Consider the following 26,355-nt stretch of genomic DNA (forward strand, 5'->3'; position numbering starts at 1 on the left):
CCTATAACTAGATTCAGACACCCGACCCACGAGTCGGATTACAAATACGCACTTCGAAGCGTTGGAGACTTGCAATGAAAAAGACGAAGCAATGGGTACGGACGGGCATCGCGATGGCATTGATGTGCGGCGCGGGCGCCGCACTCGCTCAGGTGAAGATCGGTGTGACGCTGTCCACCACGGGGCCGGCTGCATCGCTCGGGATTCCTGAAAAGAACACGATTGCGTTGCTGCCGAAGGAGATCGGCGGCAAGACGGTGCAGTACATTGTTCTCGATGACGCGTCGGACACGGGCAAGGCCGTGCAGAACACGCGCAAGCTCATCGACGAAGACCATGTCGACGCGATTATCGGCTCCACTGTGACGCCCAACTCGCTCGCCATGCTCGATCCTGCGTCGGAGGGCAAGACGCCGGTCATTTCGCTCGCTGCGTCGGCCGCGATCATTTCGCCGATGGACGCGAAGCGCGCCTGGGCCTTCAAACCGCCGCAAAACGACAGTCTGATGGCCGACGCCATTGCCGACTACATGGAGCATCACGGCGTGAAGACCGTCGGCTTCATCGGTTTCGCGGACGCCTACGGCGATAGCTGGAACAACGTGTTCACCGCCGCCGCCGCTGCACACAAGCTGAAGATCGTGTCGAACGAGAGATTCAACCGCACGGACGCTTCGGTGACGGGGCAGGTGTTGAAGACGATGGGTGCGAATCCCGACGCGGTTCTGATCGCCGGCTCGGGCACGCCGTCCGCGCTGCCGGCCAAGACGCTCAAGGAGCGCGGCTACAAGGGCAAGATCTATCAGACGCACGGCGTCGCCAACAACGACTTCCTGCGCGTGTGCGGCAAGGACTGCGAAGGCGAGATCCTGCCCGCCGGCCCGATCCTCGTCGCCGATCAATTGCCGGATTCGAACCCGGTGAAGAAGTCGTCGCTGGCTTATAAGGCGGCCTACGAGAAAGCCTATGGCGCGGGCTCCGTGGCGACCTTCGGCGGCCACGCATGGGACGCCGGCCAGATGCTGCAGCGTGCGATTCCGGAGGCGCTCAAGACCGCTCAGCCGGGCACGGAGGCATTCCGCGTGGCACTGCGCGGCGCGCTGGAAAACATCAAGGAGCTGCCGGTCTCGCACGGCATCATGAACACGACCACGACCGACCACAACGGCCTCGACAAGCGCGCACGCGTGATCGTGGAGATCGTCGACGGCAAGTGGAAGCTGCAGAACGACTAATACAAAGCGGTACGCGCCTCTCGTGAAGTGCGGTACATGACGCCGCACTGCCATTCTGTTCGCGGACAATGGCACCGACCGCCGCGCCGTGCTCCGGCGCGGCGGTCGTCTTTCAGGCATTGCAGTTTGATGGACGGCCACGGGTTGCGCCGCCATGACTGTTTCCAGTTTCGATTTCGACGCTTCAGGACGAGGAAGTATGGATCTATCAATTGCGGCGATCCTCGCGCAGGACGGCATCACCACGGGCGCGATCTACGCGTTGCTCGCGCTCGCGTTAGTGCTGGTGTTTTCCGTCACGCGGGTGATCTTCATCCCGCAGGGCGAGTTTGTTTCGTATGGCGCGCTCACGCTCGCCGCGTTGCAAACCCAAAAATTTCCAGCCACGTGCTGGCTGCTGATGGCGATGGGCGCGGCGTGCTTCGTGATCGAAGTGGCGGGGCTCGCGCGGCACGCCGAGCGGCGCCGGCATGCGGCCCGCACCCTGGCCGTGCTGACCGGCAAATACCTGCTGTTTCCGGTCGCCGTCTATGCGCTGACAAAGGGCGTTTTCCTGCAGCCTTTGCCGATGATCGTGCAGATCGCCTTGACGCTGCTGATCGTGATTCCGATGGGTCCGTTCGTCTACCGGCTCGCGTATGAGCCGATCGCGGAGGCGACCACGCTGCTGCTCCTGATCGTCGCGGTGGCGGTGCACTTCGCGATGGTCGGCCTCGGTCTCGTGATGTTCGGCGCGGAAGGCTCGCGCACCACGGCGTTTTCGGACGCGACCTTCAGCCTGGGCAGTCTGTCGATCTCGGGGCAAAGCCTCTGGGTGGTCGGCACGGCGGTCGTGCTGATCGGCGCGCTGTATCTGTACTTCGACCGCTCGATTTCGGGCAAGGCGTTGCGCGCGACCTCGGTGAACCGGCTGGGCGCGCGGCTCGTCGGTATCGGCACGACGCAAGCGGGGCGTCTCGCGTTTACGTTGGCGGCGGGCCTCGGCGCGCTGTGCGGGATCCTCGTGGCCCCGCTGACCACCATCTATTACGACTCCGGCTTCCTGATCGGCCTGAAGGGCTTTGTGGGGGCAATTATCGGCGGGCTCGTCAGTTATCCGTTGGCGGCCGCCGGCTCGATTCTCGTCGGCCTGCTGGAGTCGTATTCGTCGTTCTGGGCGAGCGCCTATAAGGAAGTAATCGTGTTCACGCTGATTATCCCGGTGCTGCTCTGGCGCAGTCTTGCCAGCCCGCACGCCGAAGAGGAAGAGGAGTGACGCGATGAAACGGATCATGAAAAACAGGTTCTTCTGGTTGTTCCTTGTGGTGCTGTTTGCGCTGCCTGTGTTGCCGCAGCCGATTCACGTGCCCGAGTACTGGGTCACGCTGCTCAACTACATCGGGCTGTATTCGATCGTTGCAATCGGACTGGTGCTGCTGACGGGGATCGGCGGCATGACCAGCTTCGGGCAGGCAGCGTTTGTGGGCATCGGCGCTTATGCGACGGCATACCTCACCACGCGGTTTGGCGTCTCGCCGTGGCTCGCGCTGATCGCGGGCGTGCTGGTCACGGCGTTGATCGCGCTGATTCTCGGCCTTGTGACGATGCGTCTGTCCGGCCACTTTTTGCCGCTCGGCACGATCGCGTGGGGGCTCTCGCTGTTCTATCTGTTCGGCAACCTGGAAATGCTCGGCAAGTACGACGGCATCAACGGTATTCCGGTGCTGAACGTGTTCGGCATCGACCTGGAGTCGGGGCGCCATATTTATTACCTGATCTGGCTCGTGGTGATGGGCGCGGTCGTGTCTGTTCAGAATCTGCTTAACAGCAGGCCGGGGCGAGCGATTCGCGCGCTGCGCGGCGGCGGCATGATGGCGGAAGCGATGGGCGTCAATACCGCGTGGATGCGCGTCGTAATCTTCGTGTACGCAGCCGTGCTGGCTTCGGTGTCGGGTTTTCTGTACGCGCATCTGCAACGGGCGGTGAACCCAACGCCGTTCGGCCTCAATCACGGCATTGAGTTCCTGTTCATGGCCGTGGTGGGCGGTGTATCGCACGTCTGGGGCGCCGTGCTGGGGGCGGCAATTCTCACGGTGTTGCAGGACTATCTGCAAACGCTGCTGCCGAAGTTGCTGGGCGAGAACGGTAACTTCGAGGTGATCGTTTTCGGCATTCTCATGGTGCTGTTGCTGCAATACGCGCGACAGGGTGTCTGGCCGTTCGTCGCACGTTTCTTTCCGCGTGGCCCGCGCGCGCATCTGCCGGACCATGCGGATGCGCTGCCGCAGCGCACCAAGCCGGCGGCCGGTGAAAATCTGCTGACGGTGAACAAGGCGCGCAAGCAGTTCGGTGGTCTTGTCGCGGTCAACGACGTCAGCTTCGAAGTCAAAGCAGGGCAGATCATCGGCTTGATCGGTCCGAACGGCGCGGGTAAATCCACCACGTTCAATCTGGTGACCGGCGTGTTGCAGGCGACGAGCGGTGAAATCACCTTCCGCGGCGAGCGGATCGACGCGCTGAGTTCACGTGAAATCGTCAAGCGGGGAATCGGCCGCACGTTCCAGCACGTCAAGTTGCTGCCCGGCATGACGGTCCTCGAGAACGTTGCAATCGGTGCGCATTTGCGGGGGCATGCGGGCGTCTGGCGGAGCATTATGCGCTTGAACAGCGTCGAGGAAGCGCGCCTGATGGCCGAGGCAGCTCGCCAGATTCGCCGCGTCGGACTCGAACAGCATATGTACGACGAAGCCGGCAGCCTTGCGCTCGGCCAGCAACGGATCCTCGAAATCGCGCGTGCGCTGTGCTGTGATCCCACTTTGCTGCTGCTCGACGAGCCTGCGGCCGGCCTGCGATATCAGGAAAAGCTGCAACTGGCCGACCTATTGCGCCGGCTGAAGGCGGAAGGGATGAGCGTGCTGCTGGTCGAGCACGACATGGACTTTGTGATGAATCTGACCGACCGGCTCGTGGTCATGGAGTTCGGCACACGTATCGCAGAAGGCTTGCCGCAGGAAGTGCAACAGGATCCGGCGGTGCTCGAGGCGTACCTCGGCGGGGTGGAGTAATGGAGAAGACCATGAATGCAACAGCACCGATTCTCGATGTGAACGGGCTTTCCGTCCGCTACGGCAAGGTCGAAGCCCTGCATCACGCGGCGATCAAAGTACGGGCTGGGCAAATTGTGTCGGTGATCGGCCCGAACGGCGCGGGCAAGTCCACGCTGCTCAACGCGATCATGGGTGCGTTGCCGCCCACGGGGCACGCGAAGGGCGCGGTCGTCTATCGGGGCGAGGATGTCAGCGCCGTGCCCGTCGAAAAACGCGTCGCCCGCGGTATGTGCTTGGTGCCCGAGAAGCGCGAGCTGTTCGCGTCGATGACCGTCGAAGACAACCTGGTCTTGGGCGCGTATCGGCGCAAGCGCGCGGGCGAGCGCAATTTTCTGGATCAGATGGAGCCCGTGTTCGAGCTTTTTCCGCGCCTGAAGGAGCGCCGCAAGCAGGCGGCGGGCACCTTGTCGGGTGGCGAACGGCAGATGCTTGCCGTCGGACGCGCGTTAATGGGCAAGCCCGATCTGTTGATGCTGGACGAGCCGAGTTTGGGCCTTGCCCCGCTAATCGTGAAGGAGATCTTTCACATCATCAGCGCGCTGCGTCAAACGGGGGTGGCTACGCTCCTGATCGAGCAGAATGCCCGCGCCGCGCTGCAGATTTCGGACTATGGCTACGTGCTGGAAACGGGAGAGCTGGCGCTGGAAGGTGAGGCGGCTGATCTGGCACAGAATCCTCGGGTGATCGAAACATATCTCGGGTTGGCGAAAAAAGCGGCCTGAAGCTGATCTGAACGGCGGTTCGAAGCGGCGTGTTTCACGTGAAACACGCCGTTTTTTTGTTCATAGTCCATTCGGCCGAATTCGTGCCAAAACTGAACCCGTTATAATTCGCCCATACATTTTCCTTTGAAGGCTCACGCGATGATCTGGCGTGAGGTCCGCGATGCTTTTTCCCACAGAATTTGACGTAATCGTCGTCGGCGGCGGTCATGCCGGAACGGAGGCCGCTTTGGCCGCCGCGCGCATGGGCAATAAAACGCTCTTGCTGACACATAACATTGAAACGCTCGGTCAGATGAGCTGCAATCCGTCGATCGGCGGTATTGGCAAAGGCCATCTCGTTAAGGAAGTCGACGCGCTCGGCGGCGCCATGGCGGCCGCGACGGACGAGGGCGGTATCCAGTTTCGCATTCTTAATTCGTCGAAAGGGCCGGCGGTGCGCGCGACGCGCGCCCAAGCCGACCGGCTGCTTTACAAACAGGCTATCCGTCACCGGCTTGAGAACCAGCCGAACTTGTGGCTGTTTCAGCAGGCCGTGGATGACCTGATGGTCGAAGGCGACCGGGTTGTCGGCGCGGTCACCCAAGTGGGAATCCGCTTCCGCGCACGTGCGGTGGTGCTGACGGCGGGCACTTTCCTGGACGGCAAGATTCACGTAGGTCTGAACAATTACACGGGCGGTCGCGCGGGCGATCCGGCGGCCGTGTCGTTGTCGGCGCGCCTCAAGGAGTTGAAGCTTCCGCAGGGGCGTTTGAAGACCGGAACGCCGCCGCGTATTGATGGGCGCACGATCGATTTCTCGCAGCTTGAAGAGCAGCCGGGCGATCTCGATCCGGTGCCGGTGTTTTCGTTTCTCGGTCGGGCGGAGCAGCATCCGCGGCAAATGCCATGCTGGGTCACGCACACCAACGAGCGTACGCACGACATCATCCGCGGTGGACTGGATCGTTCGCCGATGTATACGGGCGTGATCGAAGGGGTGGGGCCGCGCTACTGTCCCTCCATCGAGGACAAGATTCACCGGTTTGCATCGAAGGAATCGCACCAGATCTTTCTGGAGCCGGAAGGTCTGACCACCAACGAGTTCTACCCGAACGGGATCTCGACGAGCCTGCCGTTCGACGTGCAGCTCGAACTCGTGCGGTCGATGCGTGGTCTGGAGCACGCGCACATCCTCCGTCCCGGCTATGCAATTGAGTACGACTACTTCGATCCGCGTGGCCTGAAGGCATCGCTGGAAACCAAGGTAATCAGTGGTTTGTTCTTTGCAGGTCAGATCAACGGCACGACCGGGTATGAGGAAGCTGCCGCGCAAGGGTTGCTGGCCGGTATCAACGCGGGCTTGTTTGTTCAGGGGAAAGAGGTGTGGTGTCCGCGTCGTGATCAGGCGTACCTCGGGGTGCTCGTCGACGATCTGGTAACACGCGGCGTCTCCGAGCCGTATCGCATGTTCACGAGCCGGGCCGAGTATCGATTGAGCCTGCGCGAGGACAACGCCGATATGCGGCTGACGGAGATTGGTCGCGAGCTCGGCGTTGTCGACGACGTTCGGTGGGAGGCGTTCAGCCGCAAGCGCGACGCTGTTTCACGTGAAACCGAGCGCCTGCGAACGACGTGGGTCAATCCCAAGACCCTGTCCGCCGACGAAGCCACCGCCTTGCTCGGCAAGCCAATCGATCACGAGTACAGCTTGGCGGACCTGCTGCGTCGCCCGGGCGTCAGCTATGACGGCGTTTGCGCGCTGCGCGGTGGAGCTTGTGGTGCGCCCGAGATTTTGGCGGAAGACGAAGTGCTGCTGGCTCAGATCAAGGAACAGATTGAGATCGGTATCAAATATCAGGGCTATATCGACCGCCAGGCGGGCGAGATCGAGCGTAACGAGGCGCACGAAAGTACGCGTTTGCCCGAAGGTCTGGACTATGCGGAAGTGAGGGGTCTGTCGTTCGAGGCGCGTCAGAAGCTGACGCAGTACCGTCCTGAAACGATCGGGCAGGCTTCGCGCATTTCGGGGATCACGCCGGCAGCCATCTCGTTGCTGATGGTGCACCTAAAGCGGGGGCTTGGGCGCCGTCCTGCGAAGCCGGGCGAGCCGGGCGCTGACACAACGCCGGCGGCCCAATGACCACGAAGCAGAAGGGAAGCGACCGCGAAGCGTTGGCGCAACTTCTCGCAGAGGGCGTGCGCGAGCTCGGCCTCGAGCTGAGCGATACGCAGTTGGCGAAGCTGCTCGACTACGTCGCCTTGCTGAGCAAATGGAACGCGGTCTACAACCTGACGGCCATTCGCGATCCGCGGCAAATGTTGATTCAGCACATCCTCGACTCGCTCTCGATCGTGCCGCATCTGGCCGAGCGTAATCCGCGCTCCGTGCTTGACGTGGGCTCGGGCGGCGGTTTGCCCGGCATCGTGCTGGCGATCGTGCGGCCGGATTGGGCCGTCACCGTGAACGACATCGTTCACAAGAAAACGGCCTTTCAGGCTCAGGCCAAAGCCGAGTTGGGGCTCGGCAATCTGTCGGTGGTGACCGGGCGCGTGGAGACTTTGCAACCGGGCGCCGAAGTGTCGGCAAAGTTCGACGTAATCGTCTCGCGAGCATTCGCAGAACTCGCCGATTTCGTTACACTGGCCCGTCATCTCGTTGCGGAGCGCGGCGCAATTCTCGCCATGAAGGGCGTGCGTCCGGACGGCGAAATCGAGCGTCTGCCGGCGGGCGCCCACGTGGAGCAGACGGTGCGGCTCGATGTGCCGTTCCTTGACGCCGAGCGCCATCTTGTCACGGTTCTTGTGGACGAGGCCCGCCAGGCGGCGCAGTCACATTCACCGCTTCACGGTTGACCACGTAATTACATCTTCAAGCAGCAAAAGGGACATTCCAACGATGGCAAAAATCTTCTGCGTTGCGAACCAGAAAGGCGGCGTCGGCAAGACGACGACGACAGTCAATCTGGCGGCCAGCCTGGCAGCGCAGGGACAGCGGGTCCTTCTCATCGATCTGGACCCCCAGGGCAACGCCACCATGGGCAGCGGCATCGACAAGGCCGCGTGCACCAACACCGTCTATGAGGTGCTGGTGGACGGCGTCTCGGTAGCCGAGGCACGGATGCGTCCCGAAGCGGTTGGCTACGACGTACTGCCGGCCAACCGTGAACTTGCCGGCGCCGAAGTGGAACTGGTCAGCGTGCAAAACCGTGAGCGTCAGCTGAAGGCCGCCCTTGCCGCGGTCGAAAGCGAGTACGACTTTGTGCTGATCGACTGCCCGCCGGCTCTGTCGCTGCTGACGCTCAACGGCCTTTGCGCCGCGCACGGCGTCGTCATCCCGATGCAGTGCGAGTACTTCGCGCTCGAGGGGTTGTCCGATCTCGTCAATACGATCAAACAGGTGCACGCGAATCTGAATCGCGACCTGAAGGTGATTGGTTTGTTGCGCGTCATGTTCGACCCGCGCATCACTTTGCAGCAGCAAGTCTCGGATCAATTGAAAGAGCATTTCGGCGACAAGGTGTTCGACGCGGTTATTCCGCGCAATGTGCGGCTCGCCGAAGCGCCGAGTTATGGATTGCCGGGCGTGGTCTTCGACAGGGCGTCGCGCGGCGCGCAGGCCTATGTCCAGTTCGGCGCGGAAATGATTGAACGGGTGCGCGCGCTGAGCGACGCGCCCCAGGCATCCTAAGCGGATCGAGGAAGCACGATGAATGCAGTAGCACGAAAGAAGGGATTGGGACGCGGCCTGGAAGCATTGCTCGGCGGCAGCGCCGACATCACGGAAGCGGTGGCGATAGAAGGCGCCCCGAACGTGTTGCCTCTATCAAAGATGCAGGCCGGCAAGTATCAGCCGCGCACGCGGATGGACGAGGGCGCCTTGCAGGAGCTGGCAGCCAGCATCCGCGCTCAAGGACTGATGCAACCGATCCTCGTGCGGCCGGTCTCGGCGGATAAATATGAAATCATCGCGGGCGAGCGGCGTTTTCGCGCGGCGCGCCTCGCCGGCCTCGAAGAGGTGCCTGTACTGGTGAAGGACGTGCCCGACCAGGCTGCAGCCGCGATGGCGCTGATCGAGAACATTCAGCGCGAAGATCTGAATCCGCTGGAAGAGGCGCAGGGCATCCAGCGTTTGCTCGACGAGTTCAATTTCACGCACGAGCAGGCGGCGGAGTCGGTCGGCCGCTCGCGCAGTGCGGTGTCGAATCTACTGCGTCTCCTGAACCTCGCTACGCCGGTTCAGACGATGCTGCTCGCCGGCGACCTCGATATGGGCCACGCGCGAGCATTGCTCGCCGTCGATGCCGCGACGCAGATCACGCTGGCGAATCAGGTCGTCAACAAGCGGATGTCGGTGCGCGAAACCGAGAAACTGGTGACGGCGACCACGAAGGCCGCACCGGCCGTGAAGGCGCGTGCCAATCCGGACGGCGGGCGGGACACGCGGCGCCTCGAGGAGGAGTTGTCCGACCTGCTTGCGGCGACCGTGAAGATCAAGCTCGGCCGGCGCGGCCGCGGCCAGGTCCTCGTCGACTTCGGCGATCTGGATGCGCTGGAAGGCATTCTGGTGCGCTTGCGCGGGAATGCTACTGCCTAGCACGCAGATCGTTGCAGACTCATCGACCAGGCGGTGCAGGAAAAATCGTCTGCCTGTCGAGATTGCCACGGAATCCTAACTATCTGTTATGGCCACATGACACGCTTTCAGCTCGAACGAAGGGCAGGGCGTGTCTGCGTGTGAGTGTGCGCCGCAAAAGAGGCGGCCGGCAGCGCGGAAGTAAATGCCCAACCGGCGTTTGTTGCATTTTCGAGACGTCCGTTGCAACGATTGTCGCGCCTGGCCGCGAGACAAAAACTTGTCAGTTTGCGCACATGTTTTGCCTCTCCCCGACAGCCTTACAGTTGACGTCTTGCCGTCGACGATGAAGCCTTTTCCGCATCGCGAAGCGTCGTTTCGCACTGTTTATTGAACGGCCTAAAGTCTTGAATTGCCTGCAACTATCGCTTACAATCGCCCGGATTTAATTGCACGGCAACCCCGTAAGCGCAGCGAAAGCCCGCTGATCGGAACGAGACTTTCGGAACACTGCGATGGCGGTCAAAGCGTCGAATCAAGCGCCAAAAAATGGGCGCGACGAACACCGCGATGAGCGCACCGTTCCGGATGCCTCCACCGCTCAGTCAGCCGCGCGCGAAGAATCCTGGGACGCCGAGCAAGATAACAATATCGTTCCGCTCACCCGGGCCGAGGCCGAAAAGCTGTTTGGTCCGAATGTGAGTCGTCCATCGCGCGTTACGCCGTTCAAGGTTGTGGCAGCGCAAATGGTTTTGTCCCTGGTTGCAACGTTGGTGTGGTGGCTGTTCTATAAGCCGCCGGGCGCTGCTGCGCTGTCCGCGTTCCTGGGGGGAGCGATCTGCTGGTTGCCGGGCGCATTGTTCGCGGCACGGCTGAGAACGCTGAGCGGCGCCGAAACAGTAATGAGCTGGGTGCTCGGCGAAGCGCTGAAGATGGGCGCCACGATTGCGATGTTTGTAGCCATCGCCTTCTGGTATCACGACGTACGCTGGGTTCCGCTGCTCGTGACCTATCTCGTCGCGCTCAAGACGTACTGGATTGCCTTGGCCTGGCGCTGAGGATGCAGCAGGTAACACCAAGATTTAAAGCCGGCGCATAGCGCCGGTGAAAGTGTGCGGATATGACACGGTCCGCACCCGGCGCGTTCCCGCAATAGAGCATTGCAGCGGGAGCGGCCTAAGACGATTTTCGACAATTTGGGTGGCTTTAACGATATGGCAGCTAGCGAAGGCACGCGCGCAATGGATCCGTCCGAGTACATCGCGCACCACTTGCAGAACTTTTCCACCGCGCACCAGACGTCGATTTTCGACATCCACGTGTGGAATCTGGACACCCTTTTCTGGTCGATCGTTTGCGGTCTGGCCACCATCATCATCCTGCATCTCGCTGCCCGCAAGGCAACGTCCGGCGTGCCCGGCCGTTTCCAGTGCGCGATCGAAATGCTGGTCGAAATGGTCGAGGATCAATCGAAGTCGATGATCCACGGCACGCGCACTTTCATCGCACCGCTGGCCCTGACGGTCTTCGTCTGGGTGGCGCTCATGAACTCGCTCGACTTTATCCCCGTCGACCTGCCGGGCCATGTCATTGGCTGGCTGGGCCTGTCCGAAGCCATCCCGCACCACCGTATCGTCCCGACTGCCGACCTGAACGGCACGATCGGCATCGCGCTCGGTGTGTTCGCGCTGATGATTTACTACAACTTCAAGATCAAGGGCGCCGGCGGCTTCGTGCACGAACTGCTGTCCGCTCCGTTCGGCGCGCATCCGCTGCTGTGGATCCCGAACCTTGCACTGAACATCATCGAGTTCGTCGCGAAGACGGTCTCGCTCGGCATGCGGCTGTTCGGCAACATGTACGCGGGCGAACTGTTGTTCCTGCTGATTGCCCTGCTCGGCAGCATCTGGAGCTTCGGCGCGGACACGACGGTGCTTGGCTTCATCGGCCACGTGATCGCCGGCAGCGTGTGGGCAATCTTCCACATCCTGATCGTTCTGCTGCAGGCGTTCATTTTCATGATGCTGACGCTGGTGTACATCGGCCAGGCACACGACACGCACTAACCCGCGCTGTCGTAGAAAGAATCGTAGTTTTTTAAATCTCAGTTCCAACCAGTTCTAAAAGACTTTTCACAAAGGAGTGATCATGCAAGCTTTCATCGCCAACATCCAGGGTCTGACCGCCATCGGTATCGGCATCATCATCGGCCTGGGTGCAATCGGCGCCTGTATCGGTATCGGCCTGATGGGCGGCAAGTACATCGAAGCATGTGCTCGTCAGCCGGAACTGATGAACCCGCTGCAAACCAAGATGTTCCTGCTGGCTGGTCTGATCGATGCGGCGTTCCTGATTGGCGTTGGTGTGGCAATGCTGTTTGCGTTCGCGAACCCGCTGCTGTCGAAGCTGGCAGGCTGAGGTTCCTCGGAAGTTTGCGCCTGAGCTATAACTAAAGGCGCAGGGCGGAACGGGCACTTGGGCGCTGATCGAGCACTGAATCGATGAGCGCCTTGCCGTTTCACTTTCCGAACTAGCAACGTTTAAGGAAACACCGTGAATCTCAACGCAACCCTGTTTGCGCAAATGGTCGTGTTCCTGATCCTCGCGTGGTTCACGATGAAGTTCGTGTGGCCGCCGCTGATCAACGCCCTCGACGAGCGCTCGAAGAAGATCGCTGACGGTTTGTCTGCCGCTGAAAAGGGCAAGGCTGAACTGGAAGCCGCTCACAAGCGCGTCGACCAGGAACTCGCCCAGGCACGCAATGACGGTCAGCAACGTATTGCTGACGCAGAAAAGCGCGCTGTCGCCGTCGCTGACGAAATCAAGGCTCAGGCGCAAGCCGAAGCCGCCCGCATCATCGCGCAAGCGAAGGCTGACGCAGAGCAGCAAGTCGTGAAGGCGCGCGAAACGCTGCGCGGCGAAGTCGCTGCACTGGCAGTGAAGGGCGCTGAACAGATCCTGAAGCGCGAAGTCGACCAGGCAGCACACGCTGACCTGCTGAATCAACTGAAAGCCGAGCTCTGATCATGGCCGAACTTGCAACCATCGCCCGTCCGTACGCAGAAGCGCTGTTTGGCGTGGCCGAAGCTGGTGACATCGCCGCCTGGTCCACGCTCGTGCAGGAGCTGGCACAGGTTGCGCGTCTGCCCGAAGTGCTGTCGATCGCCTCGAGCCCGAAAGTAAGCCGCGCCCAGATCAGCGAACTGCTGCTGGCTGCGGTCAAGTCGCCGCTCAAGGACAACGCGCAAGCGAAGAATCTGGTGCAAATGCTGGTGGACAACCATCGCCTGCAATTGCTGCCGGAAATCGCCGCGCAGTTCGAAGAGTTGAAGAACGCCCGCGAAGGGGCGGCCGATGTGCTGATTGTCAGCGCATTCCCGCTCGAAGGCGCGCAGTTGAACGACCTCGTCGCAAGTCTCGAACGCAAGTTCAAACGCAAGCTGAAGCCGACGGTCGAGGTCGACTCGTCGCTGATCGGCGGCGTGCGCGTGACGGTCGGCGACGAAGTGCTCGATACCTCGGTCCGCGCGCGGCTTGCCAGCATGCAAACGGCTCTGACGGCCTGAAGCGCCTCGCGCCAGGCGGCTGGCACGCAACAGAATTGACTATCAGGAGCGAATAATGCAACTCAATCCCTCTGAGATCAGCGAGCTGATCAAGAGCCGGATCCAGGGCCTTGAAGCGAGCGCAGACGTTCGCAACCAGGGCACCGTGATCTCCGTGACCGACGGCATCGTGCGTATTCACGGTCTGTCGGAAGTGATGCAGGGCGAAATGCTCGAATTCCCGGGCAACACGTTCGGCCTCGCACTGAACCTCGAGCGCGACTCGGTCGGCGCCGTGATTCTGGGTGAGTACGAGCACATTTCGGAAGGCGACATCGTCAAGACGACGGGCCGCATTCTGGAAGTGCCGGTGGGACCGGAACTGCTCGGCCGCGTGGTCGATGCACTGGGCAACCCGATCGACGGCAAGGGCCCGATCAATGCCAAGAAGACCGACGCAATCGAAAAGATCGCTCCGGGCGTGATCTGGCGTAAGTCGGTTTCGGAACCGGTCCAGACCGGTCTGAAGTCGATTGATGCGATGGTGCCGGTCGGCCGTGGCCAGCGTGAGCTGATCATCGGCGACCGTCAGTGCGGCAAGACGGCAGTCGCAGTCGACGCGATCATCAACCAGAAGGGCAAGAACCTCTTCTGTATCTACGTTGCGATCGGCCAGAAGGCTTCGTCGATCATGAACGTGGTCCGCAAGCTCGAAGAAACGGGCGCGCTGGAATACACGATCGTCGTCGCGGCTTCGGCTTCGGAATCGGCTGCCATGCAATACCTGGCACCGTACGCCGGCTGCACGATGGGCGAATACTTCCGCGACCGCGGCCAGGACGCGCTGATCGTTTATGACGACTTGACCAAGCAGGCTTGGGCATACCGTCAGATCTCGCTGCTGCTGCGCCGCCCGCCGGGCCGTGAAGCCTATCCGGGCGACGTGTTCTATCTGCACTCGCGTCTGTTGGAACGTGCTGCTCGCGTCTCGGAAGAGTACGTCGAGAAGTTCACCAACGGTGAAGTGAAGGGCAAGAGCGGTTCGCTGACGGCGCTGCCGGTCATTGAAACGCAGGCAGGCGACGTGACCGCATTCGTTCCGACGAACGTGATCTCGATTACGGACGGCCAGATCTTCCTGGAAACCGACCTCTTCAACGCAGGTATCCGCCCGGCAATTAACGCCGGCGTGTCGGTGTCGCGCGTCGGTGGTGCGGCTCAGACGAAGGTCGTGAAGAAGCTGTCGGGCGGTATCCGTACCGACCTCGCGCAGTATCGTGAGCTGGCAGCGTTCGCCCAGTTCGCATCGGACCTCGACGAAGCAACCCGCAAGCAGCTGGAGCGCGGCCGCCGCGTGACGGAACTGCTGAAGCAGCCGCAATATCAGCCGCTGCAAGTGTGGGAGCTGGCTATCTCGCTGTTCGCTGCGAACAACGGTTACCTCGACGATCTGGAAGTGTCGCAAGTGCTGCCGTTCGAAAAGGGCTTGCGCGAATATCTGAAGTCGAGCCACGCTGACCTGGTCAAGCGCATCGAAGACAACAAGGAACTCTCGAAGGACGACGAAGGCCTGCTGCACACGGCTCTCAAAGACTTCAAGAAGTCCGGCGCTTACTGATCCGCGAGTGATCCGCAAGGCATAAACGGACCTTGAAGCGGCGCGGGCTGCATGCGAATGCTCCCGCGCGGCTTCGGTCGCTTTGCATGGGTCCCGGGTGAGCGCCAGCGCAAATCCGGGCCGACAAGGAGCAAGCAATGGCTGGAATGAAGGAAATTCGCGGCAAGATCAAGAGCGTGCAAAACACGCGAAAGATCACGAAAGCGATGGAGATGGTGGCCGCATCGAAGATGCGCCGCGCTCAGGAGCGCATGCGCGCTGCTCGCCCGTATGCCGACAAGGTCCGCGATATCGCTGCACACATGAGCCGTGCGAACCCCGAGTATCGTCACCCGTTCATGGTGTCGAACGAAGGCGCGAAGACGGCGGGCATCATCCTCGTCACGACCGACAAAGGTCTGTGCGGTGGCATGAACACCAACGTGCTGCGTGCGGCGCTGCAGAAGTTCAAGGAACTGGAAGGCCAGGGCAAGACGATCGAGGCAACCGCGATCGGCACCAAGGGTCTGGGTTTCCTGAACCGCTTGCGCGCCAAGGTGGTGTCGAATGTCGTGCATCTGGGCGATACGCCGCATCTTGAAAAGCTGATCGGCGCGGTGAAGGTGCAGCTCGACCTGTACTCGGAAGGCAAGGTTTCGGCGGTGTATCTCGCATACACGCGCTTCGTCAATACGATGAAGCAGGAGCCGGTGATCGAGCAACTGCTGCCGCTCGCGGCAGATCAGTTCGAGCGCAAGGAAGAGCAGGGCGCGACGCCGAGCACCCAGTGGGACTACATCTACGAGCCGGACGCTCAGGCAGTGGTGGACGAACTGCTGGTGCGTTATGTCGAAGCGCTGGTCTATCAGGCCGTCGCGGAAAACATGGCATCGGAGCAATCGGCCCGCATGGTCGCAATGAAGGCCGCTTCGGACAATGCGAAGTCGGTCATCAACGAACTGCAGCTTGTGTACAACAAGAGCCGTCAGGCCGCGATTACGAAAGAACTGTCGGAAATCGTCGGTGGCGCGGCGGCAGTCTGACCTTCAGGTCAGGCACGCCGCTTCGTGTGCGCCCGGGTGGCGCACCGTCTGGGCAACGGTCTGGGCGATCCCATCGAAACAGCGCCTTTGCGCGAGTGAAGAATTGAGTATCTAAAGGAAAAGCGATGAGTACTACTGCTTTGGTAGAAGGCAAGATCGTACAGTGCATCGGCGCGGTGATCGACGTGGAATTCCCGCGTTCGGACATGCCGAAAGTTTACGACGCGCTCATTCTGGAAGGTTCGGAACTGACCCTCGAAGTCCAGCAACAGCTGGGCGACGGCGTCGTCCGTACCATCTGTCTGGGTGCATCGGACGGCCTGCGCCGCGGCACGGTCGTGAAGAACACCGGCAAGCCGATCAGCGTGCCGGTCGGCAAGCCGACGCTCGGCCGTATCATGGACGTGCTCGGTCGTCCGATCGACGAAGCTGGCCCGATCGCAAGCGACAACATGCGCTCGATCCACCAGAAGGCGCCGGCGTTCGACGAACTGTCGCCGTCGACGGAACTGCTCGAAACCGGCATCAAGGTTATCGACCTGATCTGCCCGTTCGCAAAGGGCGGCAAGGTGGGTCTGTTCGGTGGCGCCGGCGTGGGCAAGACCGTGAACATGATGGAACTGATCAACAACATCGCGAAGGAACACGGTGGTTACTCCGTGTTCGCCGGTGTTGGCGAGCGTACCCGCGAAGGGAACGACTTCTATCACGAAATGAAGGACTCGAACGTTCTCGACAAGGTCGCGCTGGTGTACGGCCAGATGAACGAGCCGCCGGGCAACCGTCTGCGCGTCGCGCTGACCGGCCTCACGATGGCCGAGCATTTCCGTGACGAAGGCCTCGACGTGCTGTTCTTCGTCGACAACATCTACCGTTTCACGCTGGCCGGTACCGAAGTGTCGGCACTGCTCGGCCGTATGCCGTCGGCAGTGGGCTATCAGCCGACGCTGGCTGAAGAAATGGGCAAGCTGCAAGAGCGTATTACGTCGACCAAGACCGGCTCGATCACGTCGGTTCAGGCCGTGTACGTCCCTGCGGACGACTTGACCGACCCGTCGCCGGCTACGACGTTCGGCCACCTGGACGCAACCGTCGTGTTGTCGCGTGACATCGCTTCGCTGGGTATCTACCCGGCAGTGGACCCGCTCGACTCGACCTCGCGTCAGATCGACCCGAACGTGATCGGCGAAGAGCACTACTCGATCACGCGCGGCGTGCAGCAAACGCTGCAGCGCTACAAGGAACTGCGCGACATTATCGCGATTCTGGGCATGGACGAACTGGCGCCGGAAGACAAGCTCGCCGTGGCGCGCGCTCGTAAGATCCAGCGTTTCCTGTCGCAGCCGTTCCACGTTGCTGAAGTGTTCACGGGCTCGCCGGGCAAGTACGTTCCGCTGAAGGAAACGATCCGCGGCTTCAAGATGATCGTTGAAGGCGAGTGCGACCACCTGCCGGAACAAGCGTTCTACATGGTCGGCACGATCGACGAAGCCTTCGAAAAGGCCAAGAAGATCCAGTAAAGGTCGGGTGTAACGAAGAAGGCGCTGGCGCGCGTGAGAGCTGCCTCAACGGTGGTTTTCCCTGGCTGGCGTCTTCATTACGCTAAACCCAGCCTTGCATGCGACGAGAGCCAGGCGCAAGCCCTAACTCTGGTCGCCACAGGAGTCGACACATATGGCAACCATTAAAGTAGACGTCGTCAGCGCGGAAGAGCAGATCTTCTCGGGCCAGGCGAAGTTCGTCGCGCTGCCGGGCGAAGCAGGTGAACTCGGCATTCTGCCGGGCCACACGCCGCTCATCACGCGGATCCGGCCGGGCGCGGTGCGTATTGAAGCTGAAAACGGCGAAGAAGAGTTTGTGTTCGTCGCCGGCGGCATCCTCGAAATCCAGCCGGGCGCAGTGACGGTTCTCGCCGACACGGCCATCCGCGGCAAGGATCTCGACGAAGCCAAGGCTGAAGACGCGCGCAAGCGTGCTGAAGAAGCGCTGCAAAACACGGGCTCGAACCTCGAATACGCGACCGCGCAGGCGGAACTGGCGTACGCGACGGCTCAGCTCGCTGCAATCCAGCGTCTGCGTAAGCTGCGCAGTCAGAATTAAGCAGCCGGTATTAGAGAGAAAGCAGCCCGCGTGGCTGCTTTTTTTTGACCTCGTGTTGACGTTTACGGAAAGGTCAGCGACATTGGATGTCCGTCATTGGCGGCTTCGGGGGAGGCCTTCACGGCAGCACCCGCGGCGCCTCAATCGCGGCCACACCCAGCCGCCCGCGGGCGCCGATCCGCTGCGGGTAAGACTTGATGCCGGGTGGGCGCGCGCCGGTGGCACAATCGGTTTCAAACTCATTTCAATAGGGCGATCTGCTCACGGAGACAACACCATGGCAACGCAAGTGTCAGGCGAAGGCGCAATCATCGAGCCAAAAAACGGGCTCTCGTATGTCCGCGGATCGACAGACATTCCGCTGAGCCAGGCGACGATCGGCGAATTTCTGCGAGAGACGGCTGGACGTTTCCCGGACCGGCCCGCGGTGGTGTTCCGCGAGCAGCAAATTCGCTGGACATGGAAGGAGTTCGCCGAAGAAGTCGATGTGCTGGCGGCCGGGTTTCTGGCGCTGGGCATCGCGAAGGGCGACCGCGTCGGGATTTGGTCGCCCAATCGCATCGAATGGCTGCTGACGCAGTTTGCGACCGCCCGCATCGGCGCCGTGCTCGTGAACATCAATCCGGCATATCGGCTGGCCGAGCTCGAGTACGCGCTGAATAAGGTCGGCTGCAAGGCGATTGTCGCGGCGGAGCGTTTCAAGACGTCGATGTATCTGGAAATGCTGCAGCAACTCGCGCCTGAGCTCGCTACACAAGCGCCCGGCCAACTGCGCGCCGCACGCTTGCCGGCCTTGCGCTATGTGATCCGCATGTGCGACACCGACACGCCGGGAATGCTCAGCTTCTCCGACGTGATCGAGCAAGGGCGCGCCACGCTCGACGTGGCCAGGCTCGATGAAATCGGCAACACGCTGTCCTGCCACGAGGCGATCAACATTCAGTTCACCAGCGGCACGACCGGCAATCCGAAGGGCGCGACGCTCACCCATAGCAACGTGGTAAACAACGCGCGCTATATCGCGATGGCCATGAATCTGAGCGAGCACGACGCGCTGTGCATTCCGGTGCCGCTTTATCACTGCTTTGGGATGGTGCTCGCCGTTTTGGCCTGCGTTTCGGTGGGCGCCAACATGGTGTTTCCGGGTGAGGCCTTTGACCCCGCGGCGACGCTCGCTGCCGTCGCCGAGGAGCAGTGCACGGCCTTGCACGGCGTGCCCACTATGTTCATCGCGGAGCTCGACCATCCGAACTTCGCTTCATACGATCTGTCGCGTTTGCGCACGGGCATCATGGCAGGATCGCCCTGTCCTATCGAGACGATGAAAAAGGTCGTCTCCACAATGCATCTTAGCGAGATCACGATTGCCTACGGCATGACCGAGACAAGCCCGGTGTCGTTTCAGAGTTCGACCACCGATCCGCTCGACAAGCGCACCACGACGGTCGGCCGGATCCAGCCGCATCTGGAGGTCAAGATCATTGATCCGCTCGGCAATATCGTGCCGGTGGGCGAAACAGGCGAGCTTTGCACGCGCGGCTATTCGGTGATGCAGGGCTATTGGGGCGACGAGGAAAAAACGCGCGAGAGCATAGTAGACGGCTGGATGCACACCGGCGATCTCGCGACAATCGACGCCGAAGGCTATTGCAACATCGTCGGCCGTCTGAAGGACATGCTGATTCGCGGTGGCGAGAACATCTATCCGCGCGAGATCGAGGAATTCCTGTTTCGCCACCCGAAGATTCAGAGCGTGCAGGTGTTCGGCGTGCCCGACGCAAAGTACGGCGAAGAAGTGTGCGCCTGGGTGGTGCTGCGCTCGGGCGAACAGGCGACAGCGGAGGAAATCCAGCAGTTCTGCCAAGGGCAGATCGCCCACTACAAAGTGCCAAGGTACATCCGCTTCGTCGACGAACTGCCGATGACGGTAACCGGCAAAGTGCAGAAGTTCGTCATGCGCGAGCGCATGATCAACGAACTCCGGCTACAGGAAGGCAAGACCGCCTGACCCACGCGGCGCGAGAAAGCCAGGGCGGTTCAATAATCGACAAACAAAGGGCTGCCCTCAGGCAGCCCTTGTTATTCACTCGTCTCATTCCGGGACGAAATTCACACACGGCCAAACGTCAAAACACGCCTAATTGCACCTAAAAGATGCCATTTTGCACTGCGCAAACGTTTGGCAAGACGAAAAAAAAGCGGGCCTGGAGCCCGCTAAAAACCACACGCTACGGGGTTAGCGCGAGGAGACCAAAGTAGGAACCGACTGAGACGACGACCCGCCGTCGACTACGGCCCCAGCAGGGATGCCCCTTCACAGGGCTTCGGCATACGCCGACCGGCAAGTGCATCGTATCCGCTCACACCACGCACCCAGCCACATCCGTGTTGAAACCGTTGAGGGCATTGTGGGCGAATTAACTCAGGAGCGCCGTAACAAAGTGTTTCAGGTTGTAACGCCCGCCGGATAAGGCGCTGCGGGATTTATTGCGGAAAGGAAACGTTAAATCCGCAAGTTTTACCTATGACTGCTTGGCAATTTAATACGCCCGTTTAATGATATTCGCGAAGCATAGCGCCGCATAAACTGTTAAGTCGATTCCGCATGAAATGGTTGCGTCGTCATCTTTCTGACAATAGAGCGCTGCTGTTACAACTGCTTCGAGCGCTGCCGGCTTTTCCCCGTGCGGGTGCAGAAGCCCGAATGCGGTGCAACAACTACCGTGCGAATCGCGCTCCGAAGAGGGCCCGTTCACCGCTCGGCGAAAAAATTCATCTCCGCTGAGCCGATGCCTGAACGCGCCTGCCTGCGTTACACAATGCAGCCGACGGAGTCCCTCCGCGCAGCCGCGAGTCTGCCTGAGCCCCTCAACGCTTCAGGAATGCCCGCGGCCCCAAGGCTCGGTTCACTTCAACCACTTATCCGACACTGCCTGATATTCGCCGGTGGCTCGGGCCAGGTGAAGCCACTGGTCGACGTATTGCTGGAACACCACATCGCCGCGCGGCAGCAGCCAGGCTTTCTCGCCGTACTGGAACGGCTTGTCGGGGTGGACCGAGCAAAGGCCTGGATTAAGCTTTTGCTGCAGCAGGGTTTCCGACGCGTCGGTCACCATCACATCCGCCTTGCCGGCGAGGATCTGCTTGAAGATCGTCACGTTATCAGGATAGACGGTCACGTTCGCGTGCGTGAAGAATTGCTTCGCGAACCGTTCGTTGGTGCCGCCGGGATTCACAATGACGCGCGTGGCGGGCTGGTCGATCTGCGCCACCGTCTGGTATTTGTTGACGTCGTCACAGCGGACAATCGGCGTCTTGCCGTCGACCATATACGCCTGCGTGAAGAATGCGCGCTTTTGCCGCTCGAGCGTGGGTGACACCCCGCCGACTCCGATGTCGCACTTGGCGACGAAATCGTTCATCAGATTCGGCCACGAAGTCTTGATGTACTCCGCCTTGACGCCGAGCGACTTGGCGAGCGACTCCGTCATGTCGATATCGATGCCTTCGAATTGCCCATCCGCCTTGTAAAACGAATACGGCTTGTAGTCCCCTGTGGTGCAGGCGCGCAACGTGCCGCGAGCGAGAATCTCGTCGAGCCGCGACGCCGTTGCTGCTGTTCCGGACGCCTGCGCCTGTGCCGCGCCGCTGTGGATCAGAATGCCCGTCAGCGCGCCGAGCAGTGCAAGTGCAACCTTCTTCATAAGTCTCCTTGGTATGCGTTGTTGTGTAAGTTCGTCGGATGATAGCCCGGCAATTCACCGTTGAACATCGGCCATTCGGCCAGGTTGCCTTAAGGCGCGGGCCTGCGGACAATGAGCCTGACCTCACGCACTTACCTTATTGCTGGCATCAGCGGAATGAGGCGGGCGCCGTCCGGTAAAATGCCCCTTTGCTCTCAGTCGCACGCAACGTGGCCCATAACCTCCTGAACGACACTTTCCTGCGCGCGCTGCTGCGCCAGCCGACCGACTACACGCCCGTCTGGTTGATGCGGCAAGCCGGCCGCTATTTGCCGGAATACAACGCCACGCGTGCGCGCGCGGGAAGCTTTCTCGGCCTCGCGAAGAATCCGGCGTTCGCAACGGAGGTCACGCTGCAGCCGCTCGAGCGCTATCCGCTCGACGCCGCCATCCTGTTTTCCGACATCCTGACCGTGCCGGACGCCATGGGCCTCGGGCTGGAGTTCGTGGCAGGCGAGGGCCCGACGTTCGCGCGGCCGGTGCGCACTGAAGACGACGTCGCGCGCCTCGCCGTGCCGGACATCGAGGCCACGCTGGGCTATGTGACTGACGCCGTGCGCGAGATCCGCCGCGCGCTGACCGACGCGCAAGGCCGGCAACGCGTGCCGCTCATCGGCTTTTCCGGCAGCCCGTGGACGTTAGCCTGCTACATAGTGGAAGGCGGCGGCTCCGCGGACTTCCGCACGGTTAAATCCATGCTGTATGCGCGCCCGGACCTGATGCATCGCATCCTCGAAGTCAACGCGAGTTCGGTCGCCGCGTATCTCAATGCACAGATCGAAGCCGGCGCCCAGGCCGTGATGATCTTCGACACGTGGGGCGGTGCGCTCGCGGACGGCGCCTATCAGCGCTTCTCGCTGCACTACATTCAGCAGGTCGTGAACCAGTTGAAGCGAGAGCATGACGGCGAGAAGGTGCCCGTCATCACCTTCACGAAGGGCGGCGGTCTCTGGCTCGATGAAATTGCCGAGACCGGTGTCGACGCAGTAGGCCTCGACTGGACCGTCAACCTGCGGAAGGCGCGCGAGCGAGTCGGCGGGAAGGTCGCTTTGCAAGGCAATATCGACCCGTCCGTCCTGTTCGCGCCGCCCGCGTCGATCCGCATGGAGGCGCGTGCGGTGCTCGACGCCTTCGGTAATCACCCCGGGCATGTGTTCAACCTCGGCCACGGTATCTCGCAATTCACGCCGCCGGAGAACGTGGCGGAACTCGTCGACGAAGTGCATCGCCACAGTCGCGCCATTCGCAGCGGCGGGCATGCAGCGAAGTGATGTTGCAACTTCTACCGCTTATTGTTGCGCCGCAGCGAACTGGGCTCTTCACCTAAGGGAAACTTCGCGGTACGCGGGCCGTCCATAGGCACTCTTGCAGTTGTCAAGACTTGACTTATACACATTCATCACGTTGCGGCGCGGTAGAACGTTTAGTCGTGTCTGGACCCTTGCACAGTGCGCGCGCATTTGATCTCAGCCTTGTCTGGCAAGGCTTTGACGGCGCCTGCAAGCAATGTGCGGAACCCCACAGAAGGCCGCTGCGCCGCGGTTTCCGGGCCGTCGGAGCGAAGTTCTCAACAAAGTTATCCACAGGCGTATGGGGTCGACAGCAATTGTTCAGCCGAATCCAAAACTTAGCGTCGAAATTGAAGTTTTACTTTAACTTCGGTGGGGCGGGTCATAGGCGGGCGACTCGGTGCGTCAGATGCGGCGCCATGACGCGCCGCGCCCCCGCGATGACCGAAGCGGCGGCATGACCGGGACGTTTGTCCGCGTCGCATTGGATCACCCCCTGCCGACGCTGTTCGATTACCGCTGGAATGCGCCCGAGCCGGCGGCGCCGGGGACGCTCGTCAGCGTGCCGTTCGGCAAGCGCGACGTGGTCGGCCTCGTGTGTGAAGTGGCCGCTCACAGCGACGTGCCCACCGATCGCCTGCGGGCCGTGAATGCAGTGTGCACGGCCTGTCCGCCGCTGTCGTCCGAGTGGCTCGCGCTGGCTGCGTTTGCCGCCGACTACTATCAGCGTGGCCTTGGGGAAGTGGCGTTGCCCGCGTTGCCGCAGGCGCTGCGCGACGCCGCGCGCTGGCCGCGTCTGCTGGCCCCGGAAGAACGCTACAGCTTGACGCCGCAAGGCCGCGTTGCGTTGCCGGACGCTTTGCCCGCGCGCGCCACGGCGCTGCGAAACCTCGCCGAGGCGCTCGCCGCGGCAGACTTTCTCCTTGCCGCCGACGCCCGCGCGTTGCACCCCAAAGCCATTGCGACACTCGCCGCATGGCAAGCGGAGGGCTGGGTCGCGCTCGATCTCGTCGATGCTGCCGCAGCCCTGCCCGCCACGACGTCCGGCCTGGCAGAGCCGCAGACGCTGCCCACGCTCACCGGCGAGCAGTCGGCCGCCGTCGAAGCCATTCGCGACGCCCGCGGCTTCGCGCCGTTCCTGCTGCATGGCGTGACGGGCAGCGGCAAAACGGAAGTGTATTTGCGCGCGCTCGCCGCCATTCTCGCGGCCGACGCCACCGCGCAGGCGCTCGTGCTGGTGCCCGAGATCAATCTGACGCCGCAGTTCGAAGCGGCATTTCGCGCCCGCTTCGCGGCGCTCGCCGATACGGCGATCGTCACGCTGCACAGCGGTCTCGCCGAGGGCGAGCGCGCGCGCAACTGGTTCGCGGCGCACGCGGGCCGCGCTCGAATCGTGCTCGGCACGCGTCTCGCAGTGCTCGCGTCGCTGCCGCGGCTCGCTGTCATTGTGGTCGACGAGGAACACGACCCGGCTTACAAGCAGCAGGAAGGCCTGCGCTATTCGGCGCGCGACCTCGCCATCTATCGCGCGAAGCAGCTTGGCTTGCCGGTTGTGCTGGGGTCGGCCACGCCGTCGCTGGAAAGCTGGTGGCAGGCCGAGCAGGGGCGCTACAGACGGCTCACGCTGTCGCGCCGCGCCGTCGCGGACGCAGCGCTGCCCACCGTGCGCCTGATCGATCTCGAGGACGAGCGCCGGCGCGGCCGCGCGTCAGTCGAAGGATTGTCGGGTCCGCTGATCGCGGCGCTGAAGACACGCCTCGAGCGGGGCGAACAGAGTCTCGTGTTTCTGAACCGGCGCGGCTACGCGCCTCAGCTTGCTTGCGATGCCTGCGGCTGGGTCGCCGGTTGCCCGCGTTGCAGCGCCTATGTGGTGCTTCACAAGCCCGAGCGCGCGTTGCGCTGTCATCACTGCGGCTGGGAGTCGCGCATTCCGCGCTCGTGTCCCGACTGCGGCAACGTGGACATCGCGCCGCTCGGCCGCGGCACGCAACGTGTGGAGGAAACGCTGGCGAGCGCGGTGCCTGGCGCGCGCGTGCTACGGATCGACGCAGACAGCACGCGCCGCAAGGGCAGCGCAGAGGCGCTCTTTTCAGACGTGCACGCCGGCGAAGTTGACATTCTCGTCGGTACCCAGATGATCGCGAAGGGACACGATTTCCAGCGCGTGTCGCTGGTCGGCGTGCTGAACGCGGACACCGCGCTCTTTTCCCACGACTTCCGCGCGAGCGAGCGCCTCTTCGCTCAACTGATGCAGGTCAGCGGCCGCGCGGGCCGCGCCGGCCTGCCCGGCGAAGTGCTGGTGCAGACGCGCTATCCGCGCCATGCGCTTTATCACGCGCTGGGGCGTCACGATTACGTCGGCTTCGCCAACTCCACGCTCGCCGAGCGGCGCGACGCTCATCTGCCGCCCTTCGTCTATCAGGCGCTGCTGCGCGCCGAGGGCCGCACGCTTGAAGCCGCGCTTGCCTTCCTGCAGCAGGCGGCAGCCGAGCTCGCAGCCGTTCCGGCCGCCGAACGCGTGACCGTGTACGACGCGGTGCCGCTCACCATCGTCAAGGTGATGCATGTGCACCGCGCGCAATTGCTGATCGAAAGCGCATCGCGCGCCGCGCTGCAGGCTACGCTGCGCGGGTGGCAGCCGCTCTTGCGCGGCTTGAAGGGCGTGCTGCGCTGGAGCCTCGAAGTCGATCCGCTCGACATCTAGGTCCCGCCCGGCGTATGCAGCCCGTCAGTATCGGGTCAGTACCGGCACCGGCTGCGGGCAGTCCGGGCGCGTGCTCGCACAGTATTCGAATAGCTTGCGGCGGGGGCCGCCACGCGCGTGGCGGTGCGCGTTCCCAGCACGGCCGACGCACGCGAGGCCACATGAACGCCGCGCACCGCAAGCTGCCGGTAGCGCGCGGAAGACCGATAGTCGCTGGAGCAAAGCATGGTGGATCTCACGATATTCGCCTGTTCACGTTCCCGAAGGCGGCCGTCGACGAGCGCGCATGGCGCGCACATGAAGCTCACCCGAAGCTCTGAAAAGCTCCAAAAAGCTCGCCCCGCTTCACCGAACCGCCGCGTTGCTCAATCGTTCAACGCAGCCTGCGCTTTCCTCGCCGATGCATGTCCCTCGGACGCCTCCCGCTTGTCCGACCGGGCCGTTGCGCCGCGGATAAACAGCACCGCGCACGCTGCGCACATCACCCAGATGCCCACTACGACAAGCCACTTTTCCATTTCGCTGTCCTCAACCCCGTACTGTTGTTGTGTGCGCCTTCACGCCGCGCCCGCTATGACTTCTATAACGGCGCGCCGTCCGGTTTGATAAGGGCTCGGGGCAAAAGAAATGAGGCCAGGGAAAATACCGATCCTTACCGCGGCCCGCGGCGGCGGCGCCACCCGGCGCAAACCCGCGCCACACAAGGGCTGAACGCAGGTGCAACCGATTCTCCGCA

At 62.1% G+C, this 26,355-nt stretch carries 22 protein-coding genes; 20 read left to right on the forward strand and 2 right to left on the reverse strand.

Features of this window, described 5'->3' with window-relative positions:
* Positions 1–74: 74 nt before the first annotated feature.
* The 18 genes from HV711_RS18110 to HV711_RS18195 all read left to right on the forward strand — a co-directional run bounded on the left by HV711_RS18110 (position 75) and on the right by HV711_RS18195 (position 19,891).
* Complete coding sequence (locus HV711_RS18110) at positions 75–1,235, forward strand: ABC transporter substrate-binding protein (protein ID WP_035480391.1); 1,161 nt, start codon at positions 75–77, stop codon at positions 1,233–1,235.
* A 199-nt stretch (positions 1,236–1,434) separates the two neighbouring features.
* Positions 1,435–2,490 (forward strand): branched-chain amino acid ABC transporter permease, encoded by a 1,056-nt coding sequence (locus tag HV711_RS18115; protein ID WP_035480393.1) that lies wholly within the window; start codon positions 1,435–1,437, stop codon positions 2,488–2,490.
* 4 nt (positions 2,491–2,494) lie between these two features.
* On the forward strand, positions 2,495–4,279 hold the full coding sequence (locus HV711_RS18120) for a branched-chain amino acid ABC transporter ATP-binding protein/permease (protein WP_035480394.1): 1,785 nt from the start codon (positions 2,495–2,497) through the stop codon (positions 4,277–4,279).
* 11 nt (positions 4,280–4,290) lie between these two features.
* Positions 4,291–5,043 (forward strand): ABC transporter ATP-binding protein, encoded by a 753-nt coding sequence (locus HV711_RS18125; protein ID WP_013590061.1) that lies wholly within the window; start codon positions 4,291–4,293, stop codon positions 5,041–5,043.
* A gap of 163 nt (positions 5,044–5,206) precedes the next feature.
* Positions 5,207–7,165: a tRNA uridine-5-carboxymethylaminomethyl(34) synthesis enzyme MnmG gene (gene mnmG / locus HV711_RS18130; protein ID WP_035480396.1), complete on the forward strand. Its 1,959-nt coding sequence runs from the start codon at positions 5,207–5,209 to the stop codon at positions 7,163–7,165.
* Positions 7,162–7,878: a 16S rRNA (guanine(527)-N(7))-methyltransferase RsmG gene (gene rsmG, locus HV711_RS18135; protein ID WP_035480397.1), complete on the forward strand. Its 717-nt coding sequence runs from the start codon at positions 7,162–7,164 to the stop codon at positions 7,876–7,878. Before mnmG ends, rsmG begins: the two co-directional genes overlap by 4 nt.
* A gap of 43 nt (positions 7,879–7,921) precedes the next feature.
* The gene (locus tag HV711_RS18140) at positions 7,922–8,713 is read left to right on the forward strand and encodes a ParA family protein (protein ID WP_013590058.1); all 792 of its coding nucleotides are present in this window, start codon (positions 7,922–7,924) and stop codon (positions 8,711–8,713) included.
* 18 nt (positions 8,714–8,731) lie between these two features.
* Positions 8,732–9,619, forward strand: coding sequence for a ParB/RepB/Spo0J family partition protein (locus tag HV711_RS18145; protein WP_013590057.1), 888 nt, complete (start codon positions 8,732–8,734; stop codon positions 9,617–9,619).
* Positions 9,620–10,113: 494 nt separating this feature from the next.
* A complete protein-coding gene (locus HV711_RS18150; protein WP_028361425.1) occupies positions 10,114–10,656 on the forward strand; it encodes an ATP synthase subunit I in 543 nt (180 codons plus the stop codon).
* A 156-nt stretch (positions 10,657–10,812) separates the two neighbouring features.
* The gene (atpB, locus tag HV711_RS18155) at positions 10,813–11,664 is read left to right on the forward strand and encodes a F0F1 ATP synthase subunit A (protein ID WP_015004084.1); all 852 of its coding nucleotides are present in this window, start codon (positions 10,813–10,815) and stop codon (positions 11,662–11,664) included.
* 82 nt (positions 11,665–11,746) lie between these two features.
* A complete protein-coding gene (atpE, locus tag HV711_RS18160) occupies positions 11,747–12,016 on the forward strand; it encodes a F0F1 ATP synthase subunit C (protein ID WP_007180033.1) in 270 nt (89 codons plus the stop codon).
* 135 nt (positions 12,017–12,151) lie between these two features.
* Entirely contained in the window at positions 12,152–12,622 is a 471-nt protein-coding gene (locus HV711_RS18165; RefSeq protein ID WP_006050845.1) for a F0F1 ATP synthase subunit B, read from the forward strand.
* 2 nt (positions 12,623–12,624) lie between these two features.
* Positions 12,625–13,164: a F0F1 ATP synthase subunit delta gene (locus HV711_RS18170; RefSeq protein WP_013590055.1), complete on the forward strand. Its 540-nt coding sequence runs from the start codon at positions 12,625–12,627 to the stop codon at positions 13,162–13,164.
* Between the two features lie 55 nt (positions 13,165–13,219).
* Positions 13,220–14,761 (forward strand): F0F1 ATP synthase subunit alpha, encoded by a 1,542-nt coding sequence (gene atpA, locus HV711_RS18175; protein ID WP_015004083.1) that lies wholly within the window; start codon positions 13,220–13,222, stop codon positions 14,759–14,761.
* Positions 14,762–14,898: 137 nt separating this feature from the next.
* Positions 14,899–15,783 (forward strand): F0F1 ATP synthase subunit gamma, encoded by an 885-nt coding sequence (atpG, locus tag HV711_RS18180; RefSeq protein WP_013340937.1) that lies wholly within the window; start codon positions 14,899–14,901, stop codon positions 15,781–15,783.
* Between the two features lie 125 nt (positions 15,784–15,908).
* Positions 15,909–17,303 carry a F0F1 ATP synthase subunit beta gene (gene atpD / locus HV711_RS18185; RefSeq protein ID WP_013340936.1) on the forward strand — a complete coding sequence of 465 codons (1,395 nt, stop codon included), beginning with the start codon at positions 15,909–15,911 and terminating at the stop codon, positions 17,301–17,303.
* A gap of 154 nt (positions 17,304–17,457) precedes the next feature.
* A complete protein-coding gene (locus HV711_RS18190) occupies positions 17,458–17,883 on the forward strand; it encodes a F0F1 ATP synthase subunit epsilon (protein WP_013340935.1) in 426 nt (141 codons plus the stop codon).
* A gap of 277 nt (positions 17,884–18,160) precedes the next feature.
* Positions 18,161–19,891, forward strand: a complete 1,731-nt coding sequence (locus HV711_RS18195; protein ID WP_035480398.1) for an AMP-binding protein — start codon at positions 18,161–18,163, stop codon at positions 19,889–19,891.
* Between the two features lie 898 nt (positions 19,892–20,789).
* Here HV711_RS18195 and HV711_RS18200 read toward each other — a convergent pair.
* Positions 20,790–21,587: a transporter substrate-binding domain-containing protein gene (locus HV711_RS18200; RefSeq protein WP_035480399.1), complete on the reverse strand. Its 798-nt coding sequence runs from the start codon at positions 21,585–21,587 to the stop codon at positions 20,790–20,792.
* 209 nt (positions 21,588–21,796) lie between these two features.
* Here HV711_RS18200 and hemE point away from each other — a divergent pair, with 209 nt between their 5' ends.
* The gene (gene hemE, locus HV711_RS18205) at positions 21,797–22,897 is read left to right on the forward strand and encodes a uroporphyrinogen decarboxylase (RefSeq protein WP_035480425.1); all 1,101 of its coding nucleotides are present in this window, start codon (positions 21,797–21,799) and stop codon (positions 22,895–22,897) included.
* Between the two features lie 475 nt (positions 22,898–23,372).
* A complete protein-coding gene (locus HV711_RS18210) occupies positions 23,373–25,619 on the forward strand; it encodes a primosomal protein N' (RefSeq protein WP_035480400.1) in 2,247 nt (748 codons plus the stop codon).
* A 365-nt stretch (positions 25,620–25,984) separates the two neighbouring features.
* Here the strand turns inward: HV711_RS18210 and HV711_RS18215 are convergent, their stop codons facing one another.
* Positions 25,985–26,137 carry a hypothetical protein gene (locus HV711_RS18215; protein ID WP_175145177.1) on the reverse strand — a complete coding sequence of 51 codons (153 nt, stop codon included), beginning with the start codon at positions 26,135–26,137 and terminating at the stop codon, positions 25,985–25,987.
* Between the last annotated feature and the right edge of the window lie 218 nt (positions 26,138–26,355).

Source organism: Paraburkholderia phenoliruptrix (assembly GCF_902859825.1).
Lineage (GTDB): Bacteria > Pseudomonadota > Gammaproteobacteria > Burkholderiales > Burkholderiaceae > Paraburkholderia > Paraburkholderia phenoliruptrix.